Genomic DNA, 17,338 nt, shown 5'->3' with positions numbered 1-17,338 from the left:
TCAATCCTCTACTTCATCTAAATAAGCACCCATTTTGAGAGTTTGTGCTTCAAAATAATCTTGCGAATTTAAAGGGGTGTTTGGGTTTGAAATTCTAGTGTAATTACCCTTAGAATCCAATTCGTAGCGTTTCATGGTGTCTTTTAATTGAATTTCTAAAATACGCAACAATTTATTTGCAATCTTTGGACTTGTGGCTGGAATGAGCAACTCCACACGCCTTTCTAAATTTCTTGGCATTAAATCCGCACTAGAAAAATAGATGTTAGTATGTTTAAAATAATAAATGCGTGCATGCTCTAGGTATTTTCCTACAATAGAATATACTCTAATATTCTCACTTAAGCCTTTGACTAGGGGCTTTAAACAACAAACTCCCCTAATTATCAAATCAATTTTGACCCCTTTTTGAGATGCTTTATAAAGCCATTCAATGATTTCGCTATCCACTAGAGCGTTTGCTTTTAAAATGATATAGCCTTCTTTTGAGTGCTTGATTTCGTTTTGAATCAGCTCAATGATTTGATTTTTAATCTGTTTGGGTGCCATAAAAAGAGTGTTTAGGGTGTTGCTTGTTGCACTACTAGTAAGAAGCGAATGAAAGAGCTTGATAATATCGTTGGCGATTTCATTTTTAGCGCTAAAAAAACTCACATCAGTATAAATTCTCGCGCTTAAGGGGTTGTAATTACCTGTGCTTAAATGGGTAAAATGGCACAAACGATTGTCTATCCTTTTGGTAATAACAAGCATTTTGGCATGCACTTTAAGTTTAAGAATGCCATAAACCACTAATGCCCCCGCCTTTTCTAAAGCCTTTGCCCAGTGTAAATTACTTTCTTCATCAAAGCGGGCTTTTAATTCTACTAAAACGCTCACTTGGATTTTACTTGCTGCTTCAATTAAGGCTTTGACAATGGGTGAATGCTTGCCCACACGATAAAGAGTCATTTTGATAGAAAGGGTTGTTGGGTCATTAGTGGCTTGCTCTATCAAATCAATTACAGGTTCAAAACTTTCATAGGGGTGAAAGAGTAATAAATCCTGTTCTTCTATAGCTTTAAACAAGTCGCTTTCATCAAGTGGGGGTAAAATCTTAGGCGTGAAGTTAGGCGATTTGAGCGTTTTAAAATCACTATGATTAACTAACTCCCATAAATCCCCTAAACCCAGCATGGTTGCACTTTTATAAATATGCATACCAGAGAGTTTAAGCTTATCATGAAAGTGGGTTTGAAAGCTTCTTAAAGATGCTAACAAGGTGTTTAAAAGCTCCTGGCTACCCCCTTGGGTCTGTAAGCGCACGATTTCGCCCTGATTGCGTTTTCTTAAGCCTTCGCTCATCAAATCCACATAATCGTGAGCTTCATCTTCTGCAATTTCAATATCTGCATCACAAGTTACTCTAAAAGCCATACACTCCAAGACTTCATGCCCTAAAAACAAATCTTGTAAATGCGCTTCTACAATTTCTTCAGCAAGCACAAACAAGCCCTTTTCTAGCTCTATAAAACGAGCTGTGAAGGTGGGTAATTTGATGAGTGCGTAAGAGATGTTTTGAGTTTTTTTCTCTTTGATTTTTGCAAAGAGCGCAAAGGTCAAGTTAGATAAAGGCGGAAAAGTGTGTGAAGAATCAAGCTTGAAAGGCAAAACTAATGCATAGAGTTGCTCTAAAAAGTAATTTTTAGCCTTAGCTTTTTGGAGTGGAGTGAGTTTGTTATAAGCACTCACGCAAAGTTTTTTTTGAGCCAGCAAAGCTTGAATTTTTTGAAATTCTAATTCCATTTCTTCAATTTCAAGCGCTAGGTAGCGTTCTATTTTTTCTAGTTGCTCTTCAGGGGTTGTGTTATCAGTGCCTCTAGAGATGATTTTGTGTTCATAAAGTTGCTTAAGTCCAGCCACCCTTATCATGTAAAATTCATCTAAGTTAGTGCTATAAATGGCTAAAAATTTTAGTCGTTCTAATAGAGGTAAGCTCTCATCTTTAGCTTCATTTAAAACTCTTGTATTAAAGGCTAACCATGAAAGCTCTCGGTTAAAAAAATGATTCAACGAAAAATCCTTTAAGATAATAATGTTTAAGAATAAAAGTTCGCTTGGTGTGATTATATAATGAAAAGTTAATAATTTAACGATGTTTCTAAAAGAAGTCATGGTCGGAGTAGCGGGATTCAAACCCACGACCTCACCCACCCCAAGGGTGCGCGCTAATCAGGCTGCGCCATACTCCGAAACAAAAGAATGAGATTATAATGTAAGTTTGCTTAGTTATTGCTTATTTAAGTTAATTTGTAGCAATAAACAAGTTTTTTTAAGGAATTGTTTTAGGGTATTTTGAGAGTGTTGGACAAATTTAATAAGCTCATTTTTCTCAACATATAATGAAACGATTAAGATACTTTGTAAGATATGAGCGATACTCCCTTCAAATAAAATGCCTAGTGCTGGGTTTTTAGCGCTTGTTGTTTGACAAAATGCATTTAAAAAATCCACCCATTCAAACACTTCTTTTTTACTCTTACATGGCGTGCCTAGATGCTTAGAAAAATCATTTTTAAAATCAAGAAGATTTTTTTGCCAAGTTTTTAAATCGTTAAGGGGATTATTTGGGGGACTAAAGGCATTTTTAATGTGAATGATGGCTTGGTTTTTATCAAAACTTTTAGGTTTAAAATCATTATATTTTAAACTTTGAGCGTTTTTGATTTTAGCCCCATAGCTTAAATTATAGACTTTTTTAGGCTTATAATAATTAAGGGCTTCTTCAATTCTTTCTTTAGAGAGTAAAAAGAGTGCATCACTAAAGGTTTTATAATCTTTGAAATTACTTTCTACGCTCATTAAATGCGTGGTAGTGATTTCTTTTTCATTTTCGTAATAGGAATTTTTAGCGTGTTTTTTAAACCCTTTAATATAGGCACAATCTAAAGCGCACAAATAGATTTCATCACTTAGTAAAGAAGCTAGGGCTATTCCAGCATTACCCACAAAGGGTGCGCTGAACTCTATATTTAAAGGGCTTATATACGCACACGCACTCCCCCCACGCATAAACAAAAACGCTTCTTTAGCTAAATTAAAGGCTTTAGGATTGAGCATGTTAGCTCCGATTAAGGGGGTGTCTTTTAGGGGGGCAAGTTCCAAAACTTCTTTGAGATAATCTATGCGTTCTACTTCTATTTGAAAATCCACTTTTATGCCATGCTTTTTTAAGGGCTTTAAAGCGGTTCCGCATGAAAAAATGATGAAATTTTTTTCATTTTCTTTTAAAAAATCTAAGAGTAAATCTAGGCTTGGCCCATTACCTACCACGCAAATTGGGGCATCAATCTTTTTAGGTTTAGTCTTTAGAGTTTTGTATAGGGGTAAGTTTTTAAGCGTGTTATTAAATCCTAGTAATTCATCTTCAAAACTTCCCCACCCCCTTAAGGCTTGCTTGTAACAGCTTTGAATACTTTCTTGCATATGAGTGTTAAAAGCGCTTTTATAGGGCATGATTTCTAGTTTCAAAAAAGAATGCGTAATAGGGCGTTTCAAAAAGTCTATTTTTAATTCATTAGGATTAAAAAATCCTTGAATAAAGAGTTTAGCCCCATGCTCAATCAACTTTTTATAACACACAAAATAGCAACTGATTTTAAACAAATCTAAATTTTCTTCAAACAAATAAAGCGCATGAAAAGCATAACCTTTAGCTTGTAAAATCGCCAAAAACAAACCATCTAACAAACCATAAATCATCGTAGGGGGTAAGAATTTTTGTCCTAAAGAGCAGTGTTTATGAGCATGATTTGTTGGCAAAAAATTTAAGATTTTATGCGTAGCTTTAAGAGTTAGGGGCAGTTTATTATTATTTTGATTTTGCAAGTAATTTAAAGAAAGGTTGTTATTGTCTAACGACCATCTAGGATTATTTAAGGGGTTATGAGCCATATTAAAAGCGATTTCTATCATTTGGTTTTTAGGGTAGCTTAAAGCATTAGTAGGCGTGTGTAAAAGATTAAAATGATGATTTTCAAAAAGCAACTGATAGTTTTTAAAAGGGGTGTTTAGGGCGTTAAAAAGATTAGGGTTATAGGATTTAAAAAAGAGTAAATTGTCTCTAAAACGCTTGGAAATTTCTTTTTCTAAAAACGCTATATCAAAAAATTTTAGGGCTTGTAACATTTTAACCTAGTGATGATTTTTCTTTCTTATCACGCATAAGTCCATACTGAAACCCAAACATATCAATAATTTTTGTTTTAGGGTAGTTGTAAAGAAAATCGTTATCATAATTAAATATTCTAGTTTTTTGGCTTAAGGCATATTGATTAATAACATCTTCATAGCTATTATAAAAATCTCTAATACACAATAAAGCTTTTTGGCTAAAACTTGCAAAACTGCATTTCAGCTTAGGGTCTTTATGGTCTTTATAGAGATTTTTAAAAGTTTCACAAAAATAGCTATCAAACGCACAAACATTTCCAAACACCCCTAACATGATTTTTGTGATTAGGGTTTTACTAGGATTGTATCCTTGCTCTTTGAAACATTGTTCTAACCCTTTATAGATGTTTATTATTTTTTCTATATTTTTTTCATCGTAATTATCCACATCAATACCCCATATTTCTTTGGTTCGCTGATAAAATCAATGATAGGGAGATACACTTTTAAATTGACTTTTTGCAATAAAAAAGCAGAGCCACGCAACATGGCTAGCTAAATAATAGCCAAGCATAGCACACGCTTTTTCCTTGTCTTTTTTATAAATTTGAGATTTAAAATAGTTATAGCAAAAATCAAAAGATGCATAACGATGATTTTTTTTGATTGTATATCCTTTGATAAAACTCTCTAAAGTCTTTTCAATTGTATCTTTCATGGGTTTTGAGAGTCCAAATTCGCTTCTAAGACTTGAGAAGCTAGAGCGATTTGTTTCAAAGACACAAATTCTTGTTCGCTGTAGGGTTTATGGTAATTCATTTTGTGGTAGTAGGGGGTGCTTAATTCTAGGGCTTTTTCTTCTAGGCTTTGTTCTGTTATGTTGGTTTCTTTAGAGATTTCAAAAAGATTTTGTGCGTCTTCTAAAGACATAGGAATTTCAATCAAATTGAAGCGTTCAAAATTGTCATAAAGCTCGTTAAAGTCTTTATTTTCTATCTGCAGAAACGCTCCTACATCTAAAAATAATTCTTTTTCTTTGTTATCCAAAACACCATCAGCATAGGCTAATAGCATAAGAAATTCTACTAATTTCAAGCGTTTGATATATTCTCCATAAGTGTGATTAGCAATTTCTTCGCACAATGATTCAAGACTCTCTTCTTCGCAGATAGGCTCATTTAAAAACTCTTTAGCTAAAGCTTGTTGCTCGCTGTTTAGGGAACGCTCTAATTCATTCACAAAGAGTGTTCTTAAGGCGTTATCCAAAACATTCTTTTGAGTGTCCAAAAACCTTAAAAGGCGCATATATGCACCGACTTGACTTTGCTTGAATTTTTCTAAGGGGTTAGATTGTAGCAAATAGGGGTCATTTTTTAAATCATATTCAGTGGTTTTGATTTTGGGGTTTAAGGGATTTTTCAAATATTCTTTGAGTGTGTTGTAGAAGTAGAGCAATACAATTGCTGCGACAATTAACAGAATGATTTCCATGAGTGTCCTTTATGAGTATTTTTTCATTTGTTCTTTAAGCTCTTGTTTTTGCTTGCTCTCACGCTCTTTTTTAGCTTGATAAAGACGCATTTGCTCTTCTTTTTGCTTGTTTTGTAAGATGATTTTTCTTTCGTGATTGCTTTTAAGGCGTTGGATATATTCTTCTCGTTTTTCTGGGTCTTGAAAGCTAACAGGTCTTATGAAAAAGACAAATAGAATCAGCACAAAAAGTCCTAATGCAATAAGCTCAGAACCTTCGCCATTGAGTGAATACCAAAGCCCCCCGACAAAAGAAGCCAAAGCGATTTTTAAGAAAGAATTCATTTTAAATGAAAGTAACTTTATGGTGATGGGAGTCAAGCCCTAAAGCTTCTTTATTTTTCTCTCCCATAGCCATAAGAACGACTTGGACTAAAAATAAGGTCGGCGTGCTGTCGTGGTCTCGCTTATAAAACTTTGATGCTTGTTTGCCTAAACGCTCAAAAGCATCAAAAAGCCCTAAAGAATGCGTGATTAAAAAATCCACACCCAAATCAATTCCTAAATAGCGTAAGTTAGCGCATTGAGACAAAGCACTCTCTTGATTGATTTCTAAAATGGGGGCGTAATTTTGATTTGCTTCTAAAAGCATGGGGGTTTTTAGATGGATTTTATTGAAAAAATTATCACTCTTTTGAGTGCGAGAAAAGGCGACACTTGAAAAACCATCAAAAGGGCTTTTTAATTCCCATGCTAAAAATTCGTTGACCCATTCATTAAGATAAATGGCTTCAACGCCTTTTTCATAAACAAGTTTGTATTTTTTCAACTCTTCATTGATAGAGCTAATAAGCTCAGTATTATTGTCTAAAATTTCTTTGGCATGCAAGATGTTTAAATACGCATCTTCTTCGCAGAAAACAAGCGACACACCATTAGCCTTGGCTAAAGCTAGATTATATGCACAGGCTATGAGAAATTCACGAGTGTTTACAATCTTTCCATAATAGCCCCCATCGTAACAAAAAGGTAGTTCTACGATTTTTTGTCCCATTTTTTCTAGGTAGAGTTTGGAGCTTTTTAAAAGAGATTGTGCGTTGAGATGTTTGGCATAGGCGTTAAATAAGGCACAAGTCTTAGGGGGGTTAGGTGTTTTAATGGGGTTAGGGTTGTATTGATAAAGGCTTAAGAGATTTTTAGAAAAATCCTGCCATGGTTTGATTTTGGAGTTAGTGAGCATTTCTTGCAATTCATAGATTTCATGGTCAATATTATCATCGTGCTTATAGAGATAATTTGCAACGCTTAAAAAGTTCATCACGCCACTTTCGGCTTTAGAGATAATTTCTAGCAATTTGTTTTGCTGACTAGGATAACGCTTCATAAGCCATTTAACATACAGGAAAAAGCCATCGCCTAAGTATTTAGGGTTGGTTTGGGGGTTGATAAAATTGATTTGAATAAACTTTTCTAATTCTTCTTTCTCGCCCTTAGTGGTGTAGGGTATTTCCTTAAAAAAATCTTCATAGTTTTTTAACACTTCTTGTTCATCAATGATTAAGTCTTTTAAAGCGTAGCGTTTAGATAAAGGTTCTAACACCCATTCCTTACCAAAAAATACCACCAAATCACTTACTTTAGCGTCTTCAAACACGGCAATTTGGTTGATTTTAAGAGCGATATTTTCACTATAACTCACGCCTTTAAGTTGTTTTAAAATATCCAAAAGGTATTGCTCTTCTTGGTATTCTAAGAAATAAGACACATAGGCTGGGTTATAATCTTTGTTTGTTTCAAAACGAAAGACCTTTAAATGTAACTTCAAAACGCTCATAAACTTTGTCCTTTTAATTTAAATTATAGGGGTTTGTGTAAATTCTCTAAAATAGCACGATTTTTGGAATTAGAAAAAAGGGCTTCCTTGGAATTTAACAATTCTTTAGCAATATCTTGCTCATCTTTGCTAGGTTCTTGAATGCTAAGTGGCTCTTCTTTGATAAATAATTCGCATGAATCACAGCGATTAAATAGGGCAATATTTTCAGCTCTATCTTTGATAAGGATTTGTATAATGCCCTGAATATCTACCTGAACAATGCTACCGATATTATTAGGACCAAATCCAGCTTCAAATTGCACATTTTCTTCATAAATCATCAAGCTCTCTAAAGTGTATCCAGCTAAAACAAACAGCACAAAAGTGCCAAATTTTTCATAAATTTCTTCAGGAAGTTTTGGAGAAAAATCAATCGCATCTCTCTCACACAAGAGACTGAAATTGAGATGGTGTTTGGATAAAAATTGCAAGTATTCAACACAATGCTTATTGTTTAAAAGCCTTAACTCTCTTTGCATGCGACCAACCTTTCAAATTCTTCTAACAAATGACTGACTTCTTGCATACCGATTTCCCAAAATTCTTTACTATCAATATCAAAACCAAACATAGCCACTAATTCTTTAGGACTTTTTGAACCCCCTAAACTCAAAAACTCTGTGTAAGTTTTAACAAAGGTTTTAGTATCGCTTTTTTTGTAAAGTCCATAAAGGGCTAGAGTGAGCAATTGTCCATAACTATAGGCATAGCAATAAAAGGGTGAATGGATAAAATGGGGGATATAGCTCCACCACAAATGGTAGTTTTTAGTGAGTTTGACACTCCTTTCAAACATCCGCTGATTTTCTTCAAACCAAATTTTATCAAAGTCCTTTGTGTCTAATTCTGCATCGATTTCATGGATTCTTCTTTCAAAATTAGTCATAACCACTTGCCTAAAAAGTGTAGAAAAAATATCTTCTAATTTGCCTGCAAGCATAAAAAGTAGCTCATCTTGTTTCAAGCTCTTTTTTAAATGTTCAAAGAGTAGCATTTCAGCAAATACAGAAGCGGTTTCTGCGGTGGTTAGGGGCGTATCCATGTTTAACACACCTTGTTTTTTAGATAATTCCTGATGAATCATATGCCCAAATTCATGAGCTATAGTGAAAGCATCTCTGCGATTTCCTGTATAGTTTAGTAACACATAAGGATGAGCACTAGGCACTGCTCCATGGCTAAAAGCTCCCCCTTGCTTAAACTCCCTAGGGTGTGAGTCTACCCAGCCATCTTTAATCGCCTTAGAAGCGATTTTATGAAATTCAGGGCTAAAGGCTTTAAAAGCATTAAGAGTTTCTTCTACAGCTTGAGAATAAGCCATGGTTGCATTTTCAGTGCTTAAGGGGGCGTAGCGGTCGTAATCTTTGAGTTTATGCCCTAAAATTTGTGCTTTTTTATGGTAGTAACGATGCACTAAGGAAAAGTTGGCGTTCACAATATCTATCATGCTATTCACGCTGTCTTGTGAGATTTGATTGTCAATATGGCGGAAACTCTCTTTTTTTTCATAATTTCTTAGTTTGGTTTCAATCAGCAAGTTTTTACGCACCATATTTAAAATGTAGGTAAGTAAAAAACGAGATTTTTCTAAAGTAGCACTAAAGGCTTTTTGAGCTTTCTTACGAGTTTTGCGGTTAGGATTGTGTAAGAGAGCTAAAATCTCTTCTTCGCTTAAAGTTTGTTCTTTAAAAGGAATTTTCAAAGAAGATAAATGTTCATCAAAAAGACGGCTAAACGCACCCGCTCCAACAGGCGAAAGTGCTAGTGCAATTCTTTCTTCATCTAGTTTTAGGGTATGTTTTTTCTTCTCTATGAGATTGTTTAGATAAAAGGCGTGGTTTTTACATTTCTTAATGAAAGCCAGTTGTTTTTTGGTGTCTAGATTAACAAACTCAATCTCAAAGAACAAAATGTGTTGTTGAATATCAGCACAAGCCATTTCGCATTGCGAGTAAAATTTAGCTTCTTTGGTATTCTTGGCAAAAAGCAAGTAAGCATAAGTCATTACGCTAGAAATCTTTTCTAGCAGGTTTTCATAATGCTTAAGGGCTTCTAAAAATTGTGTGGCACTCAAGGTTTTTAAGCGGTTTTGATAAGTCGTTTCAAAATCTTTTGTTGTCAATTGTAACGCTTTTAGGCACTCTTCTACACTTTCTTTATTTTCAAATAAGGCGTTTAAATTCCACTCTTGCTCTTGCATAAAAACCCCTTTTATTTTTGTTTAAATTAACGCATGCGTGTATTTTAACATAACACTTACAATACAAGCAAACTAATGGACTTTGTAGGCGGTTTGCTTCTCATTTTTTGGTGTGGCTATGGGTATTTTCTAGGACAAATTGAGCCAAAGAATCCAAATATTTTAAGATAAATGGGGTGGCTAACATAGAAAAGACTACCATAAGAATAAGGAGTTGATGGATGTCATTATGAGTGGCTTGTAAGATATTCTTTTCATGTAAGAAACCAAAAATCCCCTTTTTTTCTTGTAGGTTAAAGAGCTGGTGAGAGCCTGAATTTAAGAAGATAACAAAAGAAAACTCTCCGATTTGAGCCAGAGAAAGAGCGGTTTTTATAGCCGTTTTGGTATCTCTAAAAAAGCGTAAAATAGCATAAATCACAAATGTTTTAAAACCCATGACTAGAATGAGTAAAAAAATAACGACAAAGAATTTCTCTATAAAAAATTTAATATTAATTTGCATCCCTATGGTGATGAAAAAAAGGGCTAAGAAGAGATTTTTTAATTGTGCAAATTCTTCTTGGACATTGATTTTGTAGCGTGATTTAGAAATCGCCATGCCGGCAATAAATGCCCCTAAGGACATAGAAAACCCAAAAAGGTGGCTTAACCCAGCCGCACTAAAAACAATCACTAAAATAGTGCCTATAAAAATTTCAGGTAAATGCGTGTCTTTTGCGTGTTCTAAAATGAGATTAGCCCCTTTTTTGCCAGGTAGTAGCAAAATAAGCAGAATAATTCCTGCTGAAATGATGGTTTTGAGTATGAGCATGTTGATATGAGAATCTTTACTGCTGAGAATGGTTAGGATTAAGAGCATAGGAATAGCTGCAATATCTTGAAAGATTAAAATACCTACAGCACTCTTTCCCATAGGCGTGTTAAGCTGTTTGGAGTCTTCAAAGAATTTCAGCACAATGGCGGTTGAAGAGAGCGAAAAGCCCATGCCTAAAACTAGGGAAAAAATGGGCGAAAGACCTAGGACAAAATACCCCAATAAGAAAGTGATTAAAGCACTCAAAATAACTTGTAAAAGCCCAAAAACCAGCACTTCTTGTTTAATGGATTTGAGCTTGTCAAAATTAAACTCAATACCAATCATAAACATCAAAAAGACAATTCCAAATTCGCCAATATCAGATAGCAAATCAAAATCATCAATTTTAAAAAAGGTTGCTAGGACAGTTCCTGTGCAAATATAACCGATAATAACAGGAATATCTAATTTCTTCAAAAATATTCCAAAGCCTACAGAAAGCCATAAGCCAACAACAATGATATAAAGTGTGCTATTTTCCATAAAAATTTGCCCTAGTGAATCCAAATAGATTTATTCTAAAGAAATAAAAGCAAACAAAACAACCCATTTCAAAAATAAAAATTACTCCAAAAAAACTAGCCGCAAAAAAACGATTAGAAATATGATGTGTAATTATTGTTTAAAAATCAAAACCCCTTCAAACACCCCAAATACAAATTCTACTACAAACCAAAAACTTGCCATAATTTAGTAGTGAATTATAACTAAACTAAGGCAAATTTTCTATCCTAGTGAATGCCTTTTTGAGTTCAACTTCTTTTAAACAAGTGGAACTCAAGTTAGACTAAAATATTAAAAAGCTAAAAGTTCAGCTTTAGAATGTATAGACATAATCTACATACCAAGAATAATAGCGTTGGACTCCACCTTGGTTTAACATAGGGAATTTCACACCCGCTTCAAACGCACTATGATTTCCAATACGCATTCTTCCGCCCACATTGAATAAGAACTGAAATCTAGTTGCATTAAAACTAGGATACATCCAAGTATTTCCAGCCAGTTGTACGCCTCCAAAAATACCTAAGGCAAATTTATCTAGAGGAATGATATTAAGCATAATATCGCCAGCACCACCATAAGTGAATAAATTGTCCTTTTTATTGTAGGCGTTAGCAGGTGTGTTGAACCAATCTAAAAAGCCATAGATTCTAGCACCAAACCATTTATTTGCAAAACCTTGAAAGCCTAGTTTCGCATTTAATCCATACAAGGTTCCAGCATATTTCCACTCGCCCTTATAAGAGCCATAAGCACCTTGCTGATAACCAGCACCCATAAAAAATCCATTCACTTCGCCCGCAATGGCTAAGGTCGCACTTAAACTTAAAATACAAGCAATTTTTTTAATCATAAATAATCCTTTGTGTTGAATTAAAATCACATCTCAAGATCGGTTATTTTTAAAAAAATTAAAATTTTCAAGCTACTGACATTTGATTGTGGTCAAACTCTGTGTAATCTAGTGGCTTTATGAGAGTAGCAAAACGAGAGAATGAGACAAATTTAGATGTAAAGATGCAAAAAAGATGGTCAAAATGCTCTATTTTTGCTATCTAATCATTAAACAAAGCTAAGTTGAGTAAGCCTGTTATCCGTTTCAAAATTAAAAAACTCTAGCCTTAAAAAGCTTTCAAAAAATTCTCTATTCTCTTTAAACTCTCTGTTTTACCTAAAATAAAAAGCGTTTCTTTTAACCCTATTCCGCCCCCTTTTCCTAGTAGAGCTAATCTCAAAGGTTGCATAAAGCCACCTGCTTTAATCTTTTCTTTTTCAATGATATTGTGCATGGCATTTTCTAAAGTATTTTCATCATTGAAACTAGCTTTATCTAATTCAAGTTTAAACTTTTCTAACAATGGCACAACGAGTGCTTTATCTAGTTTTTTAAAAATCTTTTCTTCATACTCTGTAGGGGCGTTCAAAACCTCATCTATTTTAAGGGCTAATTCTTGTAGGGTTTGAGACCTTTCTTTAAGAGCGTCAAATAAGCAATCTAATTGAGCGGGGTTTAAATGAGTGGTATTGCTAAAATTAAAAGGTTTTAAAAGTTCTAGTAATTCTTGTGTGCTTTGGTTTTTTAAATAATGAGCGTTGAGCCAATTAAGTTTGTGCCAGCTAAAGCAACTAGGCGAAGAATTTAAATCCTTAGGGTTAAACAACTCTAATAATTCTTGCATGCTAAAAATCTCTTGGTCTTTATGGCTCCATCCTAAACGCACCAAGAAATTAAGTAGAGCCACCTTAAGATAGCCCATTTCTTTATAGTCCATCACATTAGTAGCCCCATGGCGTTTGCTTAATTTATGCCCTTCTTCATCTAAAATCATAGGCACATGAAAAAAATTAGGGATTTTAAAATTTAAAGCCTTATAAAGCACGATTTGTTTAGGGGTGTTAGAAAGGTGGTCATCTCCCCTAATCACATCTGTAACTCCCATTAGAGCGTCATCAATAGTAACGACAAAATTATAAGTAGGCGTGCCATCGCTTCGTGCGATGATAAAATCATCTAATTCGCTTGTATTCACTCTCACTTCGCCTTTAACTCCATCATTAAAGCTAATGATTTCATTTTGTGGCACTTTAATCCTTACTACAGGCTCTATGCCTTTAGGGGGTGTGCCTTTAAAATCACGATAGCGGCTATCATAGCGTGGGGTTTCTTTTCTAGCTTTTTGTTCTTCTCTTAAAGTATCTAGTTCATCTTTACTCATATAGCAATAGTAGGCTTTATTCTCATCTAAGAGTTTTTGGATATATTCTTTATAAAGCTCAAAGCGTTTGGATTGATAGAGTATCTCTCCATCGTGTTCTAGTCCTACCCATTTGAAGGCTTCTATGATAGCTTTGGTCGCTTCTAAACAATTACGACTCAAATCTGTGTCTTCAATGCGTAAAAAAAATTTTCCCTGATTAGCTCGTGCAAAAAGATAATTGAATATGGCTGTTCTTAACCCCCCTATGTGGAGATACCCAGTCGGCGATGGGGCGAAGCGAGTAACAATCAAACTCATTATTCTAACCTTAAAAATAAAATGCTCTTATTGTATTCAAAAATGGCTTAAAAATTGGTTTATCGGTATTTTTATTAAAAGTAGGGTATTATTGAAATTATTTTTAAAAAGGTAAATTTATGCGAGTTCAAAAAATATTATTGTATTTATTATCCTTAATGTGTTTTTGTTTGGCTGAAGAGAATGGAGCGTTTGTAGGATTTGGGGTGCAATTTTCTTTAATGAAAGCAGTAGAAAAAAACGACCCTTTTTTAAATCAAGAGCGTATTATTCAAATTGAAAACGCTCAAAATAAAATCGCTCAACTCAATAAGGTTGAAAATCAAGTGAAAGGAATGTCAAAAAACTTTGAATATATTAACACTAATTTAAAAGATACTAAAAACCCTATTGACATGGCATTTGGCTTGCACTATTTAAAAACCACTGTACAAGATATTCAAAAGATTATTGTCATTAGCAATAGTGCGAGTTCAAACCCTAATTTAGTGCAAGCGTTAGAAAAAATGCAAGAACCTATTACTAATCCCTTGACTAAACCTTCGGAATTTGAGACTAATTTAAAAAACCTAGAGCTTCAATTCGCTCAGTCTCAAAATAGCATTCTTTCTCATCTTTCATCTCAAGTGACTGGAATTTCTCATTCGCTCAACACGCTTGACCCCTTAACTTACTCTAAAAATATTTCAAGCATGTATGGAGTGAGTTTAAGCGTGGGTTACAAGCATTTCTTTGGTAAAAAAAGAAATCAAGGGTTTCGCTACTACTTATTCTATGACTATGGCTATTCTAACCCAAAATTTGTAGGCAATGGCACAACAAGTTTAGGCAAAATGAATAATAATGTCTATGGGCTTGGCGTGGATTATCTTCTTAATTTTATAGATAATTTACAAACGCATTTTAGTGCTGGTTTTTATGTGGGATTTGCGTTAGCAGGAAGCTCTTGGGTAGGAAAAGGTGCGAGTGCATGGATTAGTCAAATGGATTTTATTAATAATTATCTACCCAATTATAGTGCCAAGATGCACACAAGCTACTTTCAAATTCCTTTAAATTTTGGTTTTCGTATTAATGTTGATAAGCATAATGGCTTTGAAATGGGAGTAAAAATTCCTTTAGCAATCAATTCTTATTTTGAATCGCATGGCAATGGGCTTAACTCTGAGCTTTTTTTCAAACGCCTTATGGTTTTTAATTTTGGCTATGTTTATAATTTTTAAAAATGCTTTCAAACGCTACTTCTATTGAAACAATCGCTCACTCGCTCAATGTTTCTCATAGTAGCGTGCATAATTGGATAAAAACCAATCTCTTAGAGACCATAGAAATTGATAGTAAAATTTATGTCAAAACTAGCTCTTTTTTAGATTTTTGTCAAAACCATTTAGGAAAAAATAAGCTTAATAAATACGCTAATAAATCCTTAAAAGACGCACACAACCATAAAGAACTCACTTTAAAATATCTCAAAAAATTAGAAAATGGCTCTCTTTTAGAAAATTTAGGTTCTCATTATGAAGAAGAGCTTTCTAATGCTCATAGAAATTTGGAAGGCATTTACTACACTCCAAATACAATAATAGAGCAACTTTTTACACTTCCTAAAGATGTTGATGTATCTAAGGCGACATTTTGCGACCCGTGCTGTGGGAGTGGGAATTTTATTATGCGTGCCTTAAAACTAGGTTTCAAGGTTGAAAATATCTATGGCTATGATATAGATGCCTTTGCTATCGCTTTAACTAAAGAGCGTATTAAAGAGCGTTATCATTTAGATTGCCCTAATATTTTGCAAAAAGATTTTTTAAATTTAGAACATACCCCACAATTTGATTGCATTTTCACTAATCCACCATGGGGTAAGAAATACCCTAAAAACCAAAAAGAAAGTTTCAAACAGCGTTTTAATCTCTCTCAAAGCCTAGATAGTGCGTCGCTATTTTTTATGGCGAGCTTGAATTGCTTGAAAGAAAACGCTCATTTGGGACTATTATTGCCAGAAAGTTGTTTGAATATTGATGTGTTTAGTGAAATGCGAGAAATCGCTCTCACATTTCAAATCAAAAAATTAATGGATTTTAACAAACCTTTTAAAACCTTAATGACTAGAGCTGTGGGTTTAGTGCTTAAAAAAACCCCTAACAATGATGAAAAAATCTCTTGCTTTTATCAAAATAATGAGTTCAAACGCTCGCCTTATTCTTTTTTTAATAACCCTAAAAAGATTTTTAATATCTATTGCTCTAGTAAAGAAAATGAAGTTTTAGACCATCTTTTTTCCATTCCCCATATGACTTTAAAAGATAACGCTCATTTTGCTTTAGGGATTGTTACAGGCAACAATAAAGAAAAATTATATTCCAAGCAAGAAAAGAATACCATTCCTATTTTTAGTGGTTCAGATATTTTAAAGGATAGCTTAAAACCCCCTAGTAAATTTATTAACGCTGATTTATCTAAATGCCAGCAAGTCGCTCCCTTAAGTCTATACAAGGCTAGAGAAAAAATCGTGTATAAATTTATTTCTTCAAAACTTGCCTTTTTTTGTGATACCAAGCAACGCCTTTTTTTAAATAGTGCAAACATGTTTGTTTTAAAAGAAAATTTCCCTATTCAATCTTACGCATTAAAAGAATTATTAAACAGCGATTTAATGCAATTTATTTTTGAAAAACTTTTTAGAACGCATAAGATTTTAAGAAAAGATTTAGAATGCTTACCCATATTTACGCAGTTTATTAACGATAAGTTTGATGAAAAAACTTATTTAAAATGTTTAGGAATAGAAAAATTAGACCCTAAACATTTTGCAATCAAACAATAAGGAAAAATCATGCATTTTGCTTGTCTTCTAGCCTTAGGGGATAATCTCATTACGCTCAGTCTTTTAAAAGAAATAGCCAATAAACAACAAAAACCCCTTAAAATTTTAGGCACACATTTAACTTTAAAAATTGCCAAACTTTTGGAATGCGAAAAACATTTTGAAATCACGCCTATTTTTGAAAATGTGCCAGCTTTTTATGAGATTAAAAAACAAGGCGTTATTTTTGCGATAAAGGACTTTTTGCTGTTGTTAAAAGCGGTTAAAAAACACCAAATCAAGCATTTGATTTTAGAAAAACAAGATTTTAGAAGCTCTCTTTTATCTAAGTTTATTCAAGTAAGCACTCCAAGTAAAGAAATTAAGAATATCTATAAAAACCGCCAGGAGTTGTTTTCACAAATTTATGGGCATGTTTTTGATAGCACTCAATATTCTATTGGCTTGGAAAACCCCAAAAAGATTTTGATTAACCCCTTTACTAGAGAAAATTATAGAAATATTTCTTTAGAGCATTTACAAATTGTTTTAAAACTTTTAAAACCCTTTTCTATCACGCTTTTAGATTTTGAAGAACGCTATCTTTTTTTAAAAGATGAAGTGGCTTATTACTACACCAAAACAAGTTTAGAAGAAGTTAAAAATCTTATTTTAGAAAGTGATTTGTATATTGGTGGGGATTCGTTTTTAATCCATTTAACTTACTACTTGAAGAAAAATTATTTTATCTTTTTCTATAGGGATAATGATGATTTTATGCCACCTAATTGCAAAAATGAATGCCTTCTAAAAGCCCATAGAAGTGTTAATATCAAAAAAGATTTAAGAGAAAAATTTAAAATTTTAGGGTTAGATATAACACAAACTGCTTAAACCTTTATCAAGTTAAAATATATTATACTTCTAGCTTTTATACCTTTAATTTAGAATAGGA

14 protein-coding genes, 1 tRNA gene and 1 pseudogene are annotated in these 17,338 nt (G+C 33.5%); 3 read left to right on the top strand and 13 right to left on the bottom strand.

What is annotated here, in order from left to right; translation table 11 throughout:
• The 13 genes from ppk1 to gltX form a co-directional block, all read right to left on the bottom strand.
• Nucleotides 1–2,052, bottom strand: a complete 2,052-nt coding sequence (gene ppk1 / locus HCD_RS06050; RefSeq protein ID WP_014659694.1) for a polyphosphate kinase 1 — start codon at nt 2,050–2,052, stop codon at nt 1–3.
• Nucleotides 2,053–2,153: 101 nt separating this feature from the next.
• Nucleotides 2,154–2,231: transfer RNA gene (locus tag HCD_RS06045), tRNA-Pro, on the bottom strand.
• Nucleotides 2,232–2,268: 37 nt separating this feature from the next.
• The gene (locus HCD_RS06040) at nt 2,269–4,167 is read right to left on the bottom strand and encodes a motility associated factor glycosyltransferase family protein (protein WP_014659693.1); all 1,899 of its coding nucleotides are present in this window, start codon (nt 4,165–4,167) and stop codon (nt 2,269–2,271) included.
• Nucleotide 4,168: 1 nt separating this feature from the next.
• Nucleotides 4,169–4,600: a hypothetical protein gene (locus HCD_RS06035; protein WP_014659692.1), complete on the bottom strand. Its 432-nt coding sequence runs from the start codon at nt 4,598–4,600 to the stop codon at nt 4,169–4,171.
• A 36-nt stretch (nt 4,601–4,636) separates the two neighbouring features.
• On the bottom strand, nt 4,637–4,870 hold the full coding sequence (locus tag HCD_RS06030; RefSeq protein WP_014659691.1) for a hypothetical protein: 234 nt from the start codon (nt 4,868–4,870) through the stop codon (nt 4,637–4,639).
• Complete coding sequence (locus tag HCD_RS06025) at nt 4,867–5,643, bottom strand: TerB family tellurite resistance protein (RefSeq protein ID WP_014659690.1); 777 nt, start codon at nt 5,641–5,643, stop codon at nt 4,867–4,869. Before HCD_RS06025 ends, HCD_RS06030 begins: the two co-directional genes overlap by 4 nt.
• A 9-nt stretch (nt 5,644–5,652) precedes the next feature.
• The gene (locus HCD_RS06020; RefSeq protein ID WP_014659689.1) at nt 5,653–5,967 is read right to left on the bottom strand and encodes a hypothetical protein; all 315 of its coding nucleotides are present in this window, start codon (nt 5,965–5,967) and stop codon (nt 5,653–5,655) included.
• Between the two features lies 1 nt (nt 5,968).
• On the bottom strand, nt 5,969–7,456 hold the full coding sequence (locus tag HCD_RS06015) for a DUF5644 domain-containing protein (RefSeq protein ID WP_014659688.1): 1,488 nt from the start codon (nt 7,454–7,456) through the stop codon (nt 5,969–5,971).
• Between the two features lie 23 nt (nt 7,457–7,479).
• The gene (locus HCD_RS06010) at nt 7,480–7,977 is read right to left on the bottom strand and encodes a hypothetical protein (RefSeq protein ID WP_014659687.1); all 498 of its coding nucleotides are present in this window, start codon (nt 7,975–7,977) and stop codon (nt 7,480–7,482) included.
• A complete protein-coding gene (locus HCD_RS06005) occupies nt 7,962–9,698 on the bottom strand; it encodes a M3 family oligoendopeptidase (protein WP_014659686.1) in 1,737 nt (578 codons plus the stop codon). Before HCD_RS06005 ends, HCD_RS06010 begins: the two co-directional genes overlap by 16 nt.
• A 100-nt stretch (nt 9,699–9,798) precedes the next feature.
• Nucleotides 9,799–11,040, bottom strand: coding sequence for a cation:proton antiporter (locus tag HCD_RS06000; protein WP_014659685.1), 1,242 nt, complete (start codon nt 11,038–11,040; stop codon nt 9,799–9,801).
• Between the two features lie 334 nt (nt 11,041–11,374).
• A complete protein-coding gene (locus HCD_RS05995; protein WP_014659684.1) occupies nt 11,375–11,914 on the bottom strand; it encodes an outer membrane beta-barrel protein in 540 nt (179 codons plus the stop codon).
• A gap of 268 nt (nt 11,915–12,182) precedes the next feature.
• Nucleotides 12,183–13,577, bottom strand: a complete 1,395-nt coding sequence (gltX, locus tag HCD_RS05990; RefSeq protein ID WP_014659683.1) for a glutamate--tRNA ligase — start codon at nt 13,575–13,577, stop codon at nt 12,183–12,185.
• A gap of 119 nt (nt 13,578–13,696) precedes the next feature.
• Between gltX and HCD_RS05985 the strand changes: the two genes are divergently transcribed.
• The 3 genes and pseudogenes from HCD_RS05985 to HCD_RS05975 all read left to right on the top strand — a co-directional run bounded on the left by HCD_RS05985 (nt 13,697) and on the right by HCD_RS05975 (nt 17,277).
• Nucleotides 13,697–14,800 (top strand): outer membrane protein, encoded by a 1,104-nt coding sequence (locus HCD_RS05985; RefSeq protein WP_014659682.1) that lies wholly within the window; start codon nt 13,697–13,699, stop codon nt 14,798–14,800.
• A gap of 2 nt (nt 14,801–14,802) precedes the next feature.
• Nucleotides 14,803–16,448, top strand: a pseudogene (locus HCD_RS05980) (class I SAM-dependent methyltransferase).
• Nucleotides 16,414–17,277, top strand: coding sequence for a glycosyltransferase family 9 protein (locus HCD_RS05975; protein ID WP_014659680.1), 864 nt, complete (start codon nt 16,414–16,416; stop codon nt 17,275–17,277). Before HCD_RS05980 ends, HCD_RS05975 begins: the two are co-directional and overlap by 35 nt.
• Nucleotides 17,278–17,338: the final 61 nt, after the last annotated feature.

Origin of the sequence: Helicobacter cetorum MIT 99-5656, assembly GCF_000259275.1 — a bacterium.
Lineage (GTDB): Bacteria > Campylobacterota > Campylobacteria > Campylobacterales > Helicobacteraceae > Helicobacter > Helicobacter cetorum.
The sequence above is the reverse complement of the archived record's forward strand: the minus strand, read 5'-3'. Positions and strand labels throughout refer to the sequence as shown.